The sequence below is a fragment of the Simplicispira sp. GW247-4R2A genome (genome assembly GCF_059424465.1).
In genome coordinates this window covers 19046-35938 of the sequence record NZ_JBWKZM010000026.1, presented here as the reverse complement: position 1 = coordinate 35938, position 16893 = coordinate 19046, and the positions used below count along the sequence as shown (strand labels likewise).

Annotated in this window: 17 protein-coding genes; 8 read left to right on the top strand and 9 right to left on the bottom strand. The window is 65.5% G+C overall.

The window, feature by feature from the left end; translation table 11 throughout:
- Positions 1–60: 60 nt before the first annotated feature.
- From AC07ZH_RS16140 to AC07ZH_RS16125, 4 genes are all read right to left on the bottom strand, one after another.
- Positions 61–1500 carry a coniferyl aldehyde dehydrogenase gene (locus AC07ZH_RS16140; protein ID WP_495200535.1) on the bottom strand — a complete coding sequence of 480 codons (1440 nt, stop codon included), beginning with the start codon at positions 1498–1500 and terminating at the stop codon, positions 61–63.
- Between the two features lie 47 nt (positions 1501–1547).
- Positions 1548–1910 (bottom strand): hypothetical protein, encoded by a 363-nt coding sequence (locus AC07ZH_RS16135; RefSeq protein WP_495200534.1) that lies wholly within the window; start codon positions 1908–1910, stop codon positions 1548–1550.
- A gap of 100 nt (positions 1911–2010) precedes the next feature.
- Positions 2011–4629, bottom strand: coding sequence for an ATP-dependent chaperone ClpB (gene clpB / locus AC07ZH_RS16130; protein WP_495200533.1), 2619 nt, complete (start codon positions 4627–4629; stop codon positions 2011–2013).
- Positions 4630–4829: 200 nt separating this feature from the next.
- On the bottom strand, positions 4830–5555 hold the full coding sequence (locus AC07ZH_RS16125) for a GntR family transcriptional regulator (protein ID WP_495200532.1): 726 nt from the start codon (positions 5553–5555) through the stop codon (positions 4830–4832).
- A gap of 115 nt (positions 5556–5670) precedes the next feature.
- On the opposite strand from AC07ZH_RS16125, the gene dctP reads away from it, so the two are divergent.
- From dctP to AC07ZH_RS16100, 5 genes are read left to right on the top strand one after another with little or no spacing between them, the layout of a single operon-like run.
- Positions 5671–6675 carry a TRAP transporter substrate-binding protein DctP gene (dctP, locus tag AC07ZH_RS16120; RefSeq protein ID WP_495200531.1) on the top strand — a complete coding sequence of 335 codons (1005 nt, stop codon included), beginning with the start codon at positions 5671–5673 and terminating at the stop codon, positions 6673–6675.
- The gene (locus AC07ZH_RS16115; RefSeq protein WP_495200530.1) at positions 6665–7225 is read left to right on the top strand and encodes a TRAP transporter small permease subunit; all 561 of its coding nucleotides are present in this window, start codon (positions 6665–6667) and stop codon (positions 7223–7225) included. The genes dctP and AC07ZH_RS16115 overlap by 11 nt, the downstream gene beginning before the upstream one ends.
- A gap of 16 nt (positions 7226–7241) precedes the next feature.
- On the top strand, positions 7242–8549 hold the full coding sequence (locus AC07ZH_RS16110; RefSeq protein WP_495200529.1) for a TRAP transporter large permease: 1308 nt from the start codon (positions 7242–7244) through the stop codon (positions 8547–8549).
- Between the two features lie 16 nt (positions 8550–8565).
- A complete protein-coding gene (locus AC07ZH_RS16105) occupies positions 8566–9849 on the top strand; it encodes a malonyl-CoA decarboxylase (RefSeq protein ID WP_495200528.1) in 1284 nt (427 codons plus the stop codon).
- A 26-nt stretch (positions 9850–9875) separates the two neighbouring features.
- Positions 9876–11408 (top strand): malonate--CoA ligase, encoded by a 1533-nt coding sequence (locus AC07ZH_RS16100; protein WP_495200527.1) that lies wholly within the window; start codon positions 9876–9878, stop codon positions 11406–11408.
- Positions 11409–11589: 181 nt separating this feature from the next.
- On the opposite strand, the gene AC07ZH_RS16095 is transcribed toward AC07ZH_RS16100, so the two are convergent.
- Together AC07ZH_RS16095 and AC07ZH_RS16090 are read right to left on the bottom strand one after the other, a co-directional pair.
- Positions 11590–12072 (bottom strand): DUF1284 domain-containing protein, encoded by a 483-nt coding sequence (locus AC07ZH_RS16095; protein ID WP_495200526.1) that lies wholly within the window; start codon positions 12070–12072, stop codon positions 11590–11592.
- Positions 12036–12617 (bottom strand): biotin transporter BioY, encoded by a 582-nt coding sequence (locus tag AC07ZH_RS16090; protein WP_119108787.1) that lies wholly within the window; start codon positions 12615–12617, stop codon positions 12036–12038. The genes AC07ZH_RS16095 and AC07ZH_RS16090 overlap by 37 nt, the downstream gene beginning before the upstream one ends.
- 238 nt (positions 12618–12855) lie before the next feature.
- Here AC07ZH_RS16090 and AC07ZH_RS16085 point away from each other — a divergent pair, with 238 nt between their 5' ends.
- A complete protein-coding gene (locus AC07ZH_RS16085; RefSeq protein WP_495200525.1) occupies positions 12856–13836 on the top strand; it encodes a biotin--[acetyl-CoA-carboxylase] ligase in 981 nt (326 codons plus the stop codon).
- A 44-nt stretch (positions 13837–13880) separates the two neighbouring features.
- Here the strand turns inward: AC07ZH_RS16085 and AC07ZH_RS16080 are convergent, their stop codons facing one another.
- Positions 13881–14384: a molybdenum cofactor biosynthesis protein MoaE gene (locus AC07ZH_RS16080; RefSeq protein WP_495200524.1), complete on the bottom strand. Its 504-nt coding sequence runs from the start codon at positions 14382–14384 to the stop codon at positions 13881–13883.
- A complete protein-coding gene (locus tag AC07ZH_RS16075) occupies positions 14384–14617 on the bottom strand; it encodes a hypothetical protein (protein WP_119108789.1) in 234 nt (77 codons plus the stop codon). Before AC07ZH_RS16075 ends, AC07ZH_RS16080 begins: the two co-directional genes overlap by 1 nt.
- Before the next feature lie 55 nt (positions 14618–14672).
- Between AC07ZH_RS16075 and AC07ZH_RS16070 the strand changes: the two genes are divergently transcribed.
- Both AC07ZH_RS16070 and AC07ZH_RS16065 read left to right on the top strand, forming a co-directional pair.
- Positions 14673–14927 (top strand): hypothetical protein, encoded by a 255-nt coding sequence (locus tag AC07ZH_RS16070; protein ID WP_495200523.1) that lies wholly within the window; start codon positions 14673–14675, stop codon positions 14925–14927.
- A 26-nt stretch (positions 14928–14953) separates the two neighbouring features.
- Positions 14954–15271 carry a hypothetical protein gene (locus AC07ZH_RS16065; protein ID WP_119108791.1) on the top strand — a complete coding sequence of 106 codons (318 nt, stop codon included), beginning with the start codon at positions 14954–14956 and terminating at the stop codon, positions 15269–15271.
- A gap of 31 nt (positions 15272–15302) precedes the next feature.
- Here AC07ZH_RS16065 and AC07ZH_RS16060 read toward each other — a convergent pair whose 3' ends face one another.
- A complete protein-coding gene (locus tag AC07ZH_RS16060) occupies positions 15303–16844 on the bottom strand; it encodes a methyl-accepting chemotaxis protein (RefSeq protein WP_495200522.1) in 1542 nt (513 codons plus the stop codon).
- Between the last annotated feature and the right edge of the window lie 49 nt (positions 16845–16893).

Genomic DNA, 16893 nt, shown 5'->3' with positions numbered 1-16893 from the left:
ACGGGTTTTCCCTCCCCAGCGTGGGCCTGCGCGCGCCAGGGTCACACGCCCGCTGTTCCTCTAGATGATGCGGCGCAACAACTTGAGCGTGCTGTCAAGCCGCGCGCCATACGGTGGGTAGAACACCGAGCCGAGCGACCAGCGCGACTGGATCAGCACCGACTTCTGGTGGCAAAAGCGCAGGAAACCCTGCTCACCGTGGTAGGCGCCCCAGCCGCTGTCGCCCACGCCGCCAAACGGCAGGTTGTCGTGGGCAATGTGCATCAGCGTGTCGTTCACGGTGACGCCGCCGCTCACGGTGCGCGCCAGCACGCCGTCGCGCACGCTGTCGCTGTTGCCAAACCAGTAGAGCGCCAATGGGCGCGGGCCGGCGTTGATGTGGGCGACGGCGTCGTCGAGCCGGTCGTACGAGATGACGGGCAGGATGGGGCCGAAGATCTCTTCCTGCATCAGCTGCATGGCCGAGGTGGCGCCCAGCACCAGCACAGGCGCCATCTGGCGGCTGGTGGCGCCGTCGAGCACGGCCGAGGCGGGCGCCACCGATTGGCCCGGCGCCGGGTCCATGGACAGCACCTGCGCGCCCTGCGTCTGTGCCTGCTGCAGCATGGTGCGCAGACGGGCCAGGTGGCGCGGGCTGATGATCGAGGCGTAGTCCTTGTTGCCGGCAATCGTCGGGAACAGCTTGGCCACCGCGGCCTTGTAGGCGTCGGCAAACGCGCTCTCGCTGCCGCGCGGCACGAGCACATAGTCGGGCGCTATGCAGGTCTGGCCGGCGTTCAGCAGCTTGCCGTGGGCGATCTTGAGCGCGGCGTCTTCGAGCCGGCAGTCCGCATCGATGATGCAGGGCGACTTGCCGCCGAGTTCGAGCGTGGTGGGGGTCAAATTGGCGGCGGCCGCCTGCGCCACCTTGCGGCCCACGGCCGTGGAGCCGGTGAACACCAGGTGGTCAAACGGCAGCGCGGCAAAGGCGCTGGCCACGGCCGCATCGCCCTGCACCACACAGACCTCATCGGGCGTGAAGAACTGGGCCAGCAGGCGCGCCAACTGTGCCGAAGTATGGGGCGTGAGTTCGCTGGGCTTGATCATCACCCGGTTGCCGGCGGCCAGTGCCGTGATCGCCGGCGCCAGGGCCAGTTGAATGGGGTAGTTCCAGGGCGAGATGACGCCCACCACGCCGAGCGGCTGGCGCTCGATGCGCGCGCTCGCCGGCAGCAGGTACAGCGGCGTGCGCACCTTCTGCGGCCGGCTCCAGCGCGCCAGGTGCTTGAGCGTGTGTGAAATGAGCGTGTGCAGCACGAACATGTCGGCCACTTCGGTCAGGCGCTGCGAGCGCACGCCGAAATCGGCCTCGACCGCCGCCGCCAGCGTGCCGCTGTGCTCGTCCAGGAGTTTGCGCATGCGCAGCAGGCGCTCGCGGCGTACCACCAGGGGCACGGCCACGTGCTCGCGGCTGGCTTGGTACTGGGTGTCGAACAGGGCGCGCAGGTCGGTGGAGGTCATCGTTGCATCATAGTGGCGGGGCTTCGCCACGGCTTAGGGGAAACGCCTCAATCGTCTTTGGGCGCGCGCGGCGGGCGCGGCCTCACATCGGTCACCTCGTCGGTGCCGGGCAGCGGGCGCATCAAGGGGCCGGCGGCGCCCGTTTGCGGCGGTGTCGGCGGCTGTTCGGGTTCGGCCGTTGCCTGGCCCTGCCGGCGCCAGGCACCGCGGCTCGCGGCGGCCCGCCAGGCGGTGCGCGGGTCGACGCCCATCACCCAGGGAACCACGGGCCGACCCGTGATGCGCGCCCACAGCGCGCGCAGGCCCCACAAAGCGGCCAACAGCAGCACGGCGGTCAGCAGACTGAGAAACACCACCAGCCCGGCCACAAGGACCACGGCGCGCAGCAGCCAGCTGGCAAGTCGGTTCAACACTTGGTCCAAAACGGCTTTCGGTAAATTTTCATAAAAATATTAGCAAAAATGGCCGCTAGCGCTTATGCAGTAAGCGCTAGCAGCTATTCTTTTGATATCACTTCGGCGCGGCGTCCGCTTGCGACTGCCCGCTGAAATGAAACACCCCCGGCGCCAGCACCGGATCGACATCGACGGCAATCACGCTCTTGGGCAGGAACTTGCCTTCCAGCAAGAGCTTGGAGAGCGGGTTCTCAATGCGCTGCTGGATGGCGCGCTTGAGCGGCCGCGCGCCAAACACCGGGTCGAACCCCACCTTGGCGAGCTCGGCAATGGCCGTCTCGGACACCTGCAGTTCCAGCTCCATCTTCGCCAGCCGCGCCTGCAGAATTTGCAGTTGAATGCGCGCGATGGCCTCGATGTGCGCTGCGTCGAGCGCGTGGAACACCACCGTCTCGTCGATGCGGTTGAGGAATTCGGGTCGGAAATGGTTCTTGAGTTCCCCCCAGACCGCCTCCTTGATGTCGTCCGAATCCTGCCCCACCATGGCCTGGATCAGGTGCGAGCCGATGTTGCTGGTCATCACGATCACCGTGTTCTTGAAGTCCACGGTGCGGCCCTGGCCATCGGTCAGGCGGCCATCGTCCAGCACCTGCAGCAGCACGTTGAACACATCCGGGTGCGCCTTTTCCACCTCGTCGAGCAGCAGCACCGCGTACGGTTTGCGGCGCACGGCTTCGGTGAGGTAGCCGCCTTCTTCGTAGCCCACATAGCCGGGCGGCGCGCCGATCAGGCGGGCCACCGAGTGCTTCTCCATGAATTCGCTCATGTCGATGCGAACCAGATGGTCTTCGCTGTCGAACAGGAAGCCTGCCAGTGCCTTGCACAGCTCGGTCTTGCCGACGCCCGTGGGGCCGAGGAACAGAAAACTGCCCGTGGGGCGGTTCGGGTCCGAGAGGCCCGAGCGGGAGCGGCGGATGGCGTTGGCCACGGCGGCAATCGCCTCGTCCTGGCCCACCACGCGCTCGTGCAGCTTGGTTTCCATCAAAAGCAGCTTGTCGCGCTCGCCCTGCATCATCTTGGAGACCGGAATTCCGGTGGCGCGGCTCACCACTTCGGCGATTTCCTCGGCGCCCACCTGGGTGCGCAGCAGCCGGTTGGGCGTATGGGCACCCGCGCCGGATTCCTTGTCCTGCGCTTCCTTGAGCTGCTTTTCCAGCTCGGGGAGCCTGCCGTATTGCAGCTCGGCCACCTTGTTGAAGTCGCCCTTGCGCTTGAGCTCTTCGATTTGCAGCTTGACGTGCTCCAGCTCTTCGCGCACCTGCTGGCTGCCCTGGGCCTGGGCCTTCTCCGACTGCCAGATTTCGTCCAGATCGGCGATTTCCTTTTGCAAGGACGTGATCTCTTCCTCGATCAGGCCAAAGCGCTTCTGCGAAGCCTCGTCCTTCTCCTTCTTCACGGCTTCGCGCTCGATCTGCAACTGGATCAGGCGCCGGTCGAGCTTGTCCATCACCTCGGGCTTGGAGTCGATCTCGATCTTGATCTTGGCCGCCGCTTCGTCGATCAGGTCAATCGCCTTGTCGGGCAGGAAGCGGTCGGTGATGTAGCGGTTCGACAGCTCGGCAGCAGCCACGATGGCCGGGTCGGTGATCTCCACGCCGTGGTGCAGCTCGTAGCGCTCCTGCAGGCCGCGCAGGATGGCAATGGTCGCTTCCACCGTGGGCTCGCCGACGATGATTTTCTGAAAGCGGCGTTCCAGGGCGGCGTCCTTCTCGATGTACTTGCGGTATTCGTCCAGCGTGGTCGCGCCCACGCAGTGCAGCTCGCCGCGCGCCAGGGCGGGCTTGAGCATGTTGCCCGCGTCCATCGCGCCCTCGGCCTTGCCGGCGCCCACCATGGTGTGCAGCTCGTCGATGAAGACGATGGTTTGCCCTTCGTCCTTGGCAAGTTCGTTCAGCACGGCCTTGAGGCGCTCCTCGAACTCGCCGCGGAACTTGGCGCCCGCCAACAGCGCCGCCATGTCGAGCGAGAGCACGCGCTTGCCCTTGAGCGAATCGGGCACCTCGCCGGCGACGATGCGCTGCGCCAGGCCCTCGACGATGGCCGTCTTGCCGACGCCGGGCTCGCCGATGAGCACCGGGTTGTTCTTGGTGCGCCGCTGCAGCACCTGGATGGCGCGGCGGATTTCGTCGTCGCGGCCAATCACCGGATCGAGCTTGCCGGCGCGAGCGCGCTCGGTCAGGTCGATGCAGTATTTCTTCAGCGCTTCGCGCTGGCCTTCGCCTTCGGCGCTGTCCATTTTTTGGCCGCCGCGCACGGCATCGATCGCCGACTCCAGGCTTTTGCGCGACAGGCCGTTTTCCTTGGCAATGCGGGCCGCATCGCCCTTGCTATCGAGCAGCGCGAGCAGAAACAGTTCGCTGGCAATGAAGTTGTCGCCGCGCTTGATGGCCTCCTTCTCGGTCGCCTGCAGCACGCGGCCGAGCTCGGGGCCGCCCTGGACCTGGTCCTGCCCCGTCACCTGGGGCAAGCGCTTGACGGCAGCCTCGGCCGCCGCCAGCAGGCCGGGCACATTGGCGCCGGCACGCTCGAGGAGCGCACGCGGGCCATCGTCCTGGCGCAGCATGGCGACCAGCAGGTGCACGGGTTCGATGTAGGCGTTGTCGTGCCCCAGCGCAAGCGATTGCGCATCGGAGAGGGCTTCCTGAAATTTGGTGGTGAGTTTGTCGAGACGCATGGGTGTGTTCCTCCAGATTGCTGGGCACGTGGGGCGGAGTCGAACGTATTTCAAGCTGTCCACGCACCGAGGGCTTGCGCCACGTCATGCTTTGTGCAAGCCAGGAGGGCGCGCACTCACTACCAATTCAATAGCTGTAAGCGCTTGACAGCATTTCGCCAGAGCCCATTTAGGCCCTATTTTTTTCAGGGCAGCGGCTGTCAGGTGTCCGGCGCGGTCGCCGCCGCGCTCCAGGCCAGAGGCGCGGGGGTTTTCAGCGCCGTGCTGGCGAGCGACAACAAGTCGTTAAAGCGCTGCCCCTGGACCAGCACATGCTGGCGCGCGGTCTGGGCCGCGGCCTCGCCGTCGCCTCTTTGCAAGGCGGCCACGATCTCGCGGTGTTCCTGGAGCGACTGGCCCATGCGGTTGCGCAGCTGCAGCTGCAGGCGGCGGTAGGGCTTGAGCCGGTTCTTCAGCGCCAGCGTCTGCTGCACCAGGAAAGCGTTGCCGCAGGCTTGGTAAATGCGCTGGTGGAAGTGCTCGTTGGCGTAGTAGTACGCGTTGATGTCCTGGGTTTCGCACTGCGTTGCACATTCCGCCAGCGCGGCTTCAATCTCGTGCAGCACGCCGGCCGTCGCACGCCGTGCCGCCAGGCGCGCGCACAGGGCTTCGAGCTCCGCCATGACCTCGAACATCTCGATCAGCTCGGCAATGCCGATCTGCGCCACGAACGTGCCACGCTTGGGCTGCACAGCGACCAAGCCACTGGCTTCGAGCTGTTGCAAGGCTTCGCGCACCGGCGTGCGCGAGACGCCGAAACGCGCCATCAACTCCTCGATCTGCAGCTGCTCGCCGGGGCGCATGCGCCCATTCACGATGTCGTCCTCCAACTGGTCACGCACCTGCTGGACGCGGCTTCGGGTCTGGGAGACAGAAAGGGGGGACATGGTGCGGCTTGAGACTGCGGTGCAGGGGTAATTCCTAGGCGTGCCGGGAATCTGATACATATAACATGATAGAAATTTTATACAACAAGCCGCCGCAAGGCAGTGGAGACACACCATGACCAAGCCCTTTTTTCGCCCTTTGACCCACGCCCTGGCGGCGGCGGCCCTCGTACTGGCAAGCGGAGCACAGGCCGAGACGGTTCTCAAGCTGTCGCACCAGTTCCCGGGCGGCAAGGGCGACGTGCGCGACGAAATGGTGCAGATGATGGCGCGCGACGTGGCGGCGGCCAAGGTGGACATGGTCATCAAGATCTTCCCCGGCTCCAGCCTGGTCAAACCCCAGGAGCAATGGAAAGCCATGCTCACGGGCCAGATCGACATGGCGTCCTTTCCGCTCGACTACGCCTCGGGCTTTCACCCGCAGTTCGGCGCCACGCTGATGCCAGGCCTGGTCAAGAGCCACGCGCACGCCCGGCGCATCAACGACTCGGATTTCATGAAGGACATCAAGGCCGTCATCGAACAGGGCGGCGTCAAGGTGCTGGCCGACGCCTGGCTGGCCGGTGCTTTTGCCAGCAAGGACCAATGCATTCGCAAGCCCGACGATGCCAAAGGCCTGAAAGTGCGCTCGGCGGGCGCCACGTTCTCGCAGATGTGGGCTGGCGCGGGTGCCTCGGTGGTGTCAATTCCGTCGAGCGAGGTCTACAACGCCTTGCAGCAGGGCGTGATCTCCGCCACCGACACCTCGACCGGCAGCTTTGTTTCCTTCCGCCTGTACGAGCAGGTCAAGTGCATCACCGCGCCGGGCGACAACGGCCTGTGGTTCATGTACGAGCCAGTGCTCATTTCGATGAAGAGCTGGAACAAGCTGAACGACGCGCAGAAGAAGGCGCTGACGACAGCGTCGAAAAGAGCGGAGGACTATTTCGAGGGCGAATCGAAAAAAATGGACGACAAGATGGTCGAGACCTTCAAGGCCAACAAAGTCGAGGTGGTGACCATGAGCGAGGCCGACGCCGACGCCTGGCGCGCTGTCGCCCAAAAAACTTCGTACAAGAACTTTGCCGAGAAGGTGCCCGGCGGCAAAGAGCTGATCGAGAAGGCGCTGAGTGTCAAGTAAAGCGTCTGCCTCCAGGGGCTCTGCCGCGCCAACGCCCCTGTGGGTCACCGCAGTGGGCGGGGCCTCGCGTCTGTTCGGTGTGGCGGCCGCCGGCATGATCCTGCTCTCGGTCATCGTGGTCTGCCAGATGGTGTTCGTGCGCAGCGTGCTGCACCAATCCACCGTGTGGCAAACCGAGTTCGTGATGTACCTGATCGTGGCGGCCACCTTCATCGGCTCGCCCTACATCCTGCTCACGCAGGGCCATGTCGCGGTGGATGTGCTGCCGCTGATGGTGGGCACGCCCATGCGCCGCGTGCTGCATACCGCAGGCACGCTGATCGCGCTGGTTTTTTGCGGTTTTTTCCTCTACGCCGCGGTGCCCTGGTGGTACGAAACCTGGGTTTCGGGCCAGACCACCTCATCGATCTGGCGGGCGCGGGTCTGGATACCGTACCTCTCCGTGCCCGTCGGCCTTGCCCTGCTCTGCCTGCAGTTGCTCGCCGAGCTGTGGATGGTGCTGACGCAACGCGCCCACCCCTTCGGCCTCTCGCCTGAAGACGTGCTTTGACCCCCGTGGAGACCTCATGAGCGCACTCACCATTGGGCTGCTGATTTTTGTCGTCACCGTGCTGGTGCTCGCCACGGGCATTCCGATTGCGTTCGGCCTGGGCGCAGTCGCCCTGCTGTTCATGGTCGCGTTCGATGGCTGGAGCAGCATCAACTTCGTGCCCGAGACCGTTTTTGCCGGCCTGAGCGACTTCACGCTGGTGTCGCTGCCGATGTTCATCATCATGGGGGCCGCCGTGGCCAGTTCGCGCGCCGGCAGCGATCTGTACGAAGCGCTGTCGCGCTGGCTGCACCGCATTCCGGGCTCGCTGGTGATCTCGAACATCGGTGCCTGCGCGCTGTTCTCGGCGCTGACGGGGTCGTCCCCCGCCACCTGCGCGGCCATTGGCAAGATGGGCATCCCCGAAATGCGCAAGCGCGGCTACGACGCCGATCTGGCCACGGGCGCCATTGCCGCCGGAGGCACGCTGGGCATCCTGATTCCGCCCAGCATCACCATGATCCTCTACGGCATCGCGTCGGAAACCTCGATCGGCCGGCTGTTTCTCGCGGGCGTCCTGCCCGGGTTGCTGCTGACCGGCCTGTTCATGGCCTGGGCGCTGTTCCTCAGCTGGAAGCGCGGTACGGTGCTGGTCGATGCCAACCGCGTCTACAGCCTGAAGGAGAAGTTCGAACTGGTCCCCCGGCTGCTGCCTCTCATGGCCGTCATCGTTGGCGTGGTGTACGCGCTGTATGGCGGCATCGCCACGCCCTCGGAGGCCGCTGGCGTGGGCGCTGCGCTGTGCCTGGCCATGGTGATCGTGATCTACCGCGTGTGGCGGCCCATGGACCTGTGGTCCATCCTGCGCGATGGGCTGCGCGAGTCGGGCATGCTGATGCTGATCATGGGCACCTCGATCCTGTTCGGCTACATGATGTCCTCGCTGCAGGTCACGCAGTCGGTGGCGCAGGCGATCAGCGAGATGCACGCCAACCGCTGGCTTATCCTTGCTGCCGTCAATTTGCTGCTGCTGGTCGCCGGCATGTTTTTGCCGCCAGCCGCCATCATCCTGATGACCACGCCCATCCTCATGCCGGTGATCACCGCGGCAGGGTTTGATCCGATCTGGTTTGGCGTGGTGCTCACCATCAACATGGAGCTGGGCCTGATCACGCCGCCGGTGGGCCTGAACCTCTTCGTCATCAACGGCATCACGCCCGATGTGCGCCTGCCCACCATCCTCAAAGGAGCGTTCCCGTTCATGCTGTGCATGGTGGTGGCCATCCTGATCCTGTGCGTGGTGCCCGAAATTGCCACCTGGCTGCCCACAGCACTGATGGGGTAAGGAGGACTGAAAACCTATGCTCGAACAATTGCTGCGCCTCGCCCAGAAAGCGCGCACGGACCACGCCATCAAGCCCTTGGTCGAGGCGTGCCGCCGGCTGCTTTCAGAGCGGGGTCAGGCCAATGTGTACGACCTGGCCCTGCAAGTCATTGAAGGCTACCGGGCGCTGCCACCCGCGCGGCGCGAGGCTTTTTTCGCATCGCTTGCCACCGGCTTTGCTCCGGCCCCCGATGCCGTGCTCAACGCTGCCACGCAGTATGCGAAGGCGCCGACGGCCGAACATTTGGCCGCGTTGACGGCGGTGGTCGAGCCGCCGCGCCAGGAGCTGCTGCGCCGCGTCAATCGCGCCCCGGGCGGCACCGCGATGCTGCTGTCCATGCGCAACGATTTGCTTGCGCTGCGCAAAGGCAACCCTGAGCTGGCGGCGGTGGATGCCGATTTTCTGCACCTGCTCAGCTCCTGGTTCAACCCCGGCTTCCTGCGGCTCGAACGCGTGGACTGGCAATCGAGCGCTGCGCTGCTGGAAAAGCTGATTCAGCACGAGGCAGTGCACGCCATCGCCGGCTGGGACGACTTGCGCCGCCGCGTGCAGACCGACCGCCGGTGCTATGCGTTCTTCCACCCCCAATTGGCCGGCGAGCCCTTGATTTTCGTGGAGGTCGCCCTGGTCAGCGAGATGGCGGAGGCCATCGCGCCACTGATCGCCGCGCAACCCGAAGCGCCGCTGCCCGCCAACGCCAGAACCGCGGTGTTCTATTCCATCAGCAACTGCCAGCCAGGGCTGCGCGGCGTGTCGCTGGGCAATTTTTTGATCAAGAAGGTCGTGGACCAACTGCGCCTCGAACTGCCCCAGCTCAAAACCTTCTGCACCCTCTCGCCGGTGCCAGGTCTGGCGCATTGGCTGGCGAAAGCACCGCCCGCTGAGGACCCCTGGGTCGGTGCGCGCGCACGCGCGGTAGACTGGATCGCGCAGCATGGCACGCCAACGGCCGAAAGCCTGGAGCAGATGGACAAAGCCCTGCAGGCCGACTTTGCCAGCCTGTGCGCGCACTACCTGGTCCACGCATCGCATGCACCCCTGGCCGATCCGGTCGCGCGCTTTCATCTGGACAACGGCGCCCGCCTGGAGCGCATCAATTTCGCCGCCGACCTCTCTCGCAAAGGCCTCAAGCAATCGTTCGGACTGATGGTGAACTACCTCTACGAAGTCACCGAGCTGGAGGCGCGCCACGAGCAGTTTGCGCAGCAAAAGGTCAGCCACTCCTCCACCGTCAAGCGGTTGCTCAAACCCGCCGCTTGATTTCCTCAGAACTGCTTCCCATAGCCATGCCTTCACACAACCTCTACGCCCTGTTCCGCAACGCCTTTGGCAAACACCTGGAGCGCACCGCCATCCAGACCGACGACGGCGCGCGCTACAGCTTTGCCGATCTGGACCAGCAATCGGCCCGTATGGCCTGCTGGCTGGAAAGCCTGGGCGTCGCCCCTGGCGAGCGCGTGGTGGTGCAGGTGGAAAAATCCGTGCCAGCCCTCATTTTTTACCTCGCCTGCCTGCGCGCGGGCGTGGTCTATGTGCCGCTCAACACGGCCTACCAAGCCGCCGAACTGAGCTACTTTCTTGAAAGCGCCGAGCCCCGCCTGTTCGTGGTGGACCCGGCCAAGGCGCAAGCCCTGGGCGAACTGGCGGCGCGCCTGAACGTGCCCCATGTGGCGACGCTGGGGGCCGACGGCCAAGGCACGCTGATCGACGCAGCGCAGAGCCAGGGCACCGACCACGCCATCCGCGACGTGCCAGCCAACACCGTCGCCGCCATTCTCTACACCAGCGGCACCACGGGCCGCAGCAAGGGCGCACAGCTCACACACCGCAACCTCAGCTCCAACGCGCAGACGCTGCACGCGCTGTGGGGCTGGGAGCCGGGCGATGTGCTCATCCATGCCCTCCCGATCTTCCATGTGCACGGTCTGTTCGTTGCCGTGCATTGCGCGCTGCTCAACGCCAGCACCATGCTCTGGATGGGCAAGTTCAAACCCCAGCAGGCGCTGGAATGGTTTGCACAGGCCACCGTGTTCATGGGCGTGCCCACCCTCTACGTGCGGCTGCTGCAGGAGGCGGCACTCACAGCCGAGCGCTGCGCGCACATGCGCTTGTTCATCAGCGGGTCGGCGCCGCTGCTCGTCGATACCTTCCGCGAGTGGCAGGAACGCACCGGCCACACCATCCTGGAACGCTACGGCATGAGCGAAACCTCGATGCTCACGTCCAACCCGTACCACGAGGCCGATGGACCGCGCATGGCCGGCACCGTGGGTCGCCCACTACCCGGCGTAGAGCTGCGCTGCATGAACCAGGAGCAGCACCCCTGCGCCGTGGGCGAAGTCGGGGGAATCGAGGTGCGCGGCCCGAACGTGTTTCCGGGCTATTGGCGCATGCCCGAAGCCACTGCCAAGGAATTCACCAGCGACGGCTGGTTCCGCACGGGCGATGTGGGCCAGGTGGACGCCAACGGCTACGTCACCATCGTCGGCCGCAGCAAGGATCTCATCATCACCGGCGGCTACAACGTCTACCCGGCCGAGGTCGAGAGTTACCTCAACGAGATCGACGGCGTGGTCGAATCGGCCGTGATCGGCTGCCCGCACCGCGACTTCGGCGAAGGCGTGGTGGCAGTGGTGGTGCCTCAGCCCGGAGCGCAGCTGAACGCCGAACACCTTATCGAAGCCGTCAAGGCCCAGATTGCCGGGTTCAAGGTGCCCAAGCGGCTGTTCTTCGTCAAGGAATTGCCGCGCAATGTGATGGGGAAAGTGCAGAAAAAGGCGCTGCGCGAGACCTACGCGCATATTTTCGATGGCCAGTGAGACGTTGAAGAACGCTCTTTATCAGAAGCCCCCTCCAGGGGCCGCTTGTAGCCCACCCAGGCATTGAAGTGGCCTTGGGCATTGCGTTTTGTACCCTTGTTGCAGGGCTGGGGCAGATCGGCCAACGCTTGCCGAGGTGTTTGCAGCAACTGCACCGGGATGCGGCTGCGCGGCTTACCGATCACGGCGGCACAACCGCCTTCGGCATTCGCAGGCGCACACCTTCGTAGCCAGTTGATGCAATGCGAGCGCACAAATCGGCCCACGCGCAGCCCGCACACGCACCACGAATATCCCCACTGGCGTACGCCGTGCGCAGGCGTGCCAACAAGCCAACATCCAGCCGCAAGCGGCTGCCCACGCCCACTGGCACCCCCAGCAATGGCGCCAGCGCTTGCGCCGCACGCTGGTCACGCGCCCGCACACCTGCCCCGTGGCAATGTGCGCAGGCCCCCTCGCTCTCGCACAGAGGGGCGCAAATGGCATCCGGCCCTTCCACCAGAGCCACCTCCTCGCCAACGGCCAGGCGGCTGGCGAGACCATCGAAGTTGTGCACGAATTCAGCGCTGTAGCCTTTGCCGACGTACGTCAGCATGCACAGCAGATGGTGGGCGCGCAGTGCTACCGTCACGTGCGCGGCAACCTGCTGCGTGCCGAGTGCCACACTGCCAGCGTGGCAGCGCCCAGGGCCGACTTGACGACATCGCCCACCAGGAAGGGCAGCACGCCCAACTGCCAGCCCTTGGCCGCACCGATCATCGCGCCCAGCCACGTGCCACCCATCAGCAAAATCAAGGTGGTGCACAGCAGCATGGCCCAAAATGCACGCAGCGGATGGGCCCCATCCCAGCCACGCGCGGCGAGCCAGCCCATCAGCATGGCCGCCAGCGGAAAGGCCAGCAAATAGCCTGCCGTCGGGCCAAAGAAGGGAGCCAGCCCACCTTTGCCACCCGCCAGCACGGGCATGCCAAGAGCCGCTTCCAGCAGCCAGGCCAGCACGGTCAGGCCGCCCAGGCGCCAGCCGTACAGAGCGCCCACCACCAGCACCGCAAAGGTTTGTAGCGACACCGGCACCGGCTGCATCGGGATGCTGACGTAGGACGAAGCGGCCAGCACCGCCGTACCGCCCAGAATCAGGGCCACTTGGCGCACCCCATTGGAATGGCGCGACACGGGCGCAGAGACAGCACTGGAGAGATCTTGAGACATCGGTTCCTCTTGAATGGTGATGGATATAGGGGCAGCACACACTGCGCAACCCTGTCGGCACGAACTGCATGCGCTGCATGCCACCACCGTATTGTAAACATTAATCATAATTTTTAGTTTACGTAATTATTGATTTTTAATTCCAATAACCTCTTGCGGATCGCTCAGCAGGCCGGACGCAGGCCTCGAACTTCATTCGCCCACCGTCGGCTCCTTTGCGTTGGTGCACACTCGGCGCATGCCACCTGAACCGCCCGCCAGAGCACTTCTGAGCCAACTCGCCGCCGGCGACGCTGTGTCTGGCGAAGCGCTCGCCACCCAGTTGGGCGTGACACGGGCAGCCGTCTGGAAGCAGATCGCTGCCTTGCGGGCCATGGGCTTGCCCATCGAGGCACGCAGCCGCGCCGGTTACCGGATGCCCTGGCCCCTGCAGCTGCTGGACCTCCCATCGATCGCCTCCAAGCTGGGCACAGCCCCTGGTTCTCCCATCCACCTGCACTGGGAGCTGGACTCAACCCAGGACGAACTCGCTCGCCTTCTGCCCGATGCCGCTGACCTGACGGTGGTCCTGGCCGAGCGCCAAACCCTCGGGCGCGGGCGGCGCAACCACGGCTGGCTCTCGCCGCCGGGGCTGGGCATCACCCTGTCGTGCCTGAAGCACTTTGCCGGCGGCCCGGCAGTGCTGTCGGGGCTCTCGATCGCCATGGGCGTATGCGTGGTGCAGGCGCTGACCCGTGCCGGGGTACCGGGGCTGCAGCTCAAATGGCCCAACGACGTGGTAACCGACCACGGCAAGCTGGCCGGCATCCTGATCGAGGTCAGCGGCGAATACGATGGCCCGAGCGTGGTGCGCGTGGGGGTGGGCTTGAATGTGCGCCTGTCACCCGCCGTGCTCGGCCAGCTCGACCAGCCCGCCACCGACCTGGCCACGCTGTGCGGCGGCACGCCGCCCGACCGCAACGCGCTCGCGGCGTGCGTCATTGAGGGGCTGCGCACTGGGCTGCTGCGCTTCGAGCAAGAGGGCCTGGCCCCCTTTGCAAAGGACTTCGCGCACATGGACTGGCTGGCTGGCAAGCCCCTCAGCGTGCGCGGCCCACACGGCATGCAGTCGGGCATAGGACGTGGCTTGGACGCACGCGGCGCCTTGCGCGTGGAAATCGACGGCCGCATCACCTCCGTCTACAGCGACACCGTGTCGGTGCGCCCCCAGCAAGGGTGACGCGTGGCCGCAGGCGTTGCGGCGAGCCGCTTGAGGGCGGCTCCCTAACGCCCTGCGTTGCTGGCCTCAATACCCCAGCGCGCCAACGCCGCGTCGTCGCTGACCCGCGCATCCACCCAGCGCGCGCCTTGCGGCGTGGTTTCCTTCTTCCAGAATGGCGCCTGGGTCTTGAGGTAGTCCATCAAAAATTCGCAGGCCTGAAAACTCTGGCCCCGGTGCGCCGAGCTCACCACCACCAGCACGATCTGGTCCAGCGGCGCCAGTACCCCGACACGGTGGATGACGCGCGCACCCAGAATGTCAAAGCGCGCAAACGCTTCGTGCACCATGGCCTCGATGGAGCGCTCGGTCATGCCGGGGTAGTGCTCCAGTTCCATCGCTGCCACGCCATGCTCCGGGCCGTTGCGGTCGCGCACCGTGCCAATGAAGCTGCACACCGCGCCCACGCGGCCATCGTGCTTGCGCAGCGCGGCGACCTCGGCACTCAGATCAAAGTCCTCGGTCTGGATGGTGATGTGGATGGGGTTCATGGCGGGGTGGCGGTCCATCAAGGCGAGCGGTGCAGGCGCGGCGCAGCCATGAGCTGGCGCGCTTCTTCGACCTGCTCGGCGAACTGGCGCAACGGCGGGGTGGCGGGCAAAGCGGCGAGCAGTCCCTGGAAACGCACGATATCGCCCTCCGACGGCGCCACCTGCGTCTGCGCCAGGGCAGCGGGCAGGTTGCCGGCCTTGACAAGCGCCAGTACCTTGAGTGCCCAGGCATTCTTGTCACGCGTGGCCATGATCGCGTCCCGCAAAATTGGTGTGTAGCATTGCCCGCCACTGTAACGGTATCCCATGGCCACCCAGACAATCGACATTCCCGGCTACAAGCTCTTTCCCTCGCCACGCAACCGCCACCGCGACGTGTTTGACGTACAGGTGTTTGTGCCTTACCCGTACGCGCTCATCGTGCTGGAAGATTTTTATTTTGGCGGCAAGGCCACGCTGTTCGCTGCCTGCCGCGCCAGCGACGGCAAGATGGGGCAACTGGTGAGCTTCGAGCTGGACGCCGACTGCGAAAAATTCGAGCGCCTGTTCACGCCCGACTGACGCCCCACGCACGCCCCCGCACGGCCATGCAGGAACACGACAACCAGATCTTCGTCCCGCCAAGCTTCATCGCGCTCTACGCCGATGCGCGCGGCCGGTTGCGCGAGACCGCTGACACCCTGCGCCAGCGCTACGAGCTGTGCGAAGACCTGGCGAACCACCTGGTGGAGCACGCACAAACGCTGTACCACGTGCAGGCCCCGTCGGAGGCAGAAATTCTGCGGCGCATCCATGCCGGGCTTTCCAGCGGCGAGGCCGGCCTGGCGCCTTGTGAGGCCACCTGGATCGTCAGCCGCCTGGCCGAATTGCTGGCGTGGCCCTGTCCGGCGCTGACAGAGCCCTGAGACACGCTGAACACAGTACCCTGCATGGGCCTCAGTGCTCCAGGCTGAACCCGCTCTTGAGCTTGAACACCCCACACCCAATCACCCGCTCGCTCCCCAAAGGCAGGATGTATGAGGTTTTTTCGTCCACCACCCCGGTTACCGGGTTGACTACCTCGTAATCCACCCAGCCGCCACCGCGCCCGGCGGCGGCGAAGAACTCGCGCAACACAAAATCACCATCGAGCCCGCGCACGTCATACACGGACTTGCCCACGGTGGCTGGCGTGGAGCCAAACACCTGGTACACGCCCCGGCGGTCGAAGACGAAAATGTACTGGTCGCGGTCACGGTAAGGCCCTGCTTGGTCGTGGAACTGCACCGCAGCCTGCGCAAGGCCGACACGCTCCACGAGCTGCGCCGCACGGCCTACCAGCGCATAGGCCTCGTCGGCTGTTCCCCGGCGCAAGCGGATGCCCGCCACCGAGGCGCTCAGGTTGGCCGAGCGCTCCGCCAAGCCCATGGTCGCGTGCAGTGCCTCTTCCACCATGCTGCCGTTGCGCTGCGTGATCTGGTCGAGCTCGCGCACAGCCTGCGCCACTTCGCTCAGCGCCGCGCTTTGCGTCCCGCTGGCTTCACTGATGGCACCCAGGCCTTCTGCCACTTCGCCCACGCCATGGACCACGGTTTCCAGTTGGCCCCTCACCGCGTCAATGCGCGCCACGCCGGCGTCGACCTGTCCGCCCGAGCGCGCAATCAGCTCACGGATCTCGCGCGCCGAGGTGGCGCTGCGCTGCGCCAGGGTGCGCACTTCGCTGGCCACCACGGCAAAGCCGCGCCCGGTATCGCCGGCACGCGCCGCTTCCACGGCGGCGTTCAGTGCCAGGATGTTGGTCTGGAAGGCGATGCCGTCGATCACGCCGACAATTTCACCCATGCGCCGCGAGCCGGCGGCAATCTCGCCAATCGCCATGACCGCCACCTCCATGGCGCCGGCGCCGGCGCGGGCTTCGCTCTGCACGCGGCGCGTCAAGGCATCCACCGTGCTGGCGCGCTGCGCCGTACCTTGCACCGATTCGCTGAGCGCGGCAATGCTGGCGCTGGCCTGCTCCAGGCTGGCGGCCTGGGCCTCGGTGCGCTGGGATAGGTCCTGCATGCTCTCTGTGAGCCCGGCGCCCGCCTGGGAAACATACAAGGCCTGGTTGCGGATGGTTCCCACCAGGCCCGAGAAGTTCTCGTTCATCGATTCAAGGTGGCGCCCCGCCAGCGCCAGATCATCGCGGCCCGGCACCACCACGGTCTGCGACAAATCGCCGCGCGCGTTGTTGCGGGCCACTTGGCCCAGCGCCGCTACGGAGCCAAGCAAGTTGGCGGCAAAACCCGCATACAGGTAGGCAGACAGGCCCCACACCACCGCTGCAAGCGCTGCGCGCACCCCGAATGCCGAGTCGACAAGGCCCGGCCATGCCACCCATAAAGCCGCAGCGGGACACAGCACCAGGGCCAGCAGAGCCAACAGAAAAACCCGCGCCCGCAGGGACATGCGCTGCAGCAGCCAGGAAGGCGGAAAAAGCACGATTTCGAGGGGGCGCATGGTGTCTTCCGTGGTGTCTGCTGCCGCAAGGACTTCACCGCCGGCATCC

Excerpts from the sequence above, each read along its gene's own strand:
- AC07ZH_RS16070 (WP_495200523.1), top strand. The coding sequence starts at position 14,673 with ATGGCCACCCAGACAATCGACATTCCCGGCTACAAGCTCTTTCCCTCG.
- AC07ZH_RS16060 (WP_495200522.1), bottom strand. The coding sequence starts at position 16,844 with ATGCGCCCCCTCGAAATCGTGCTTTTTCCGCCTTCCTGGCTGCTGCAG.
- AC07ZH_RS16075 (WP_119108789.1), bottom strand. The coding sequence starts at position 14,617 with ATGGCCACGCGTGACAAGAATGCCTGGGCACTCAAGGTACTGGCGCTT.
- AC07ZH_RS16105 (WP_495200528.1), top strand. The coding sequence starts at position 8,566 with ATGCTCGAACAATTGCTGCGCCTCGCCCAGAAAGCGCGCACGGACCAC.
- AC07ZH_RS16110 (WP_495200529.1), top strand. The coding sequence starts at position 7,242 with ATGAGCGCACTCACCATTGGGCTGCTGATTTTTGTCGTCACCGTGCTG.
- dctP (WP_495200531.1), top strand. The coding sequence starts at position 5,671 with ATGACCAAGCCCTTTTTTCGCCCTTTGACCCACGCCCTGGCGGCGGCG.
- AC07ZH_RS16140 (WP_495200535.1), bottom strand. The coding sequence starts at position 1,500 with ATGACCTCCACCGACCTGCGCGCCCTGTTCGACACCCAGTACCAAGCC.
- clpB (WP_495200533.1), bottom strand. The coding sequence starts at position 4,629 with ATGCGTCTCGACAAACTCACCACCAAATTTCAGGAAGCCCTCTCCGAT.
- AC07ZH_RS16080 (WP_495200524.1), bottom strand. The coding sequence starts at position 14,384 with ATGGACCGCCACCCCGCCATGAACCCCATCCACATCACCATCCAGACC.
- AC07ZH_RS16085 (WP_495200525.1), top strand. The coding sequence starts at position 12,856 with ATGCCACCTGAACCGCCCGCCAGAGCACTTCTGAGCCAACTCGCCGCC.
- AC07ZH_RS16100 (WP_495200527.1), top strand. The coding sequence starts at position 9,876 with ATGCCTTCACACAACCTCTACGCCCTGTTCCGCAACGCCTTTGGCAAA.
- AC07ZH_RS16125 (WP_495200532.1), bottom strand. The coding sequence starts at position 5,555 with ATGTCCCCCCTTTCTGTCTCCCAGACCCGAAGCCGCGTCCAGCAGGTG.
- AC07ZH_RS16090 (WP_119108787.1), bottom strand. The coding sequence starts at position 12,617 with ATGTCTCAAGATCTCTCCAGTGCTGTCTCTGCGCCCGTGTCGCGCCAT.
- AC07ZH_RS16065 (WP_119108791.1), top strand. The coding sequence starts at position 14,954 with ATGCAGGAACACGACAACCAGATCTTCGTCCCGCCAAGCTTCATCGCG.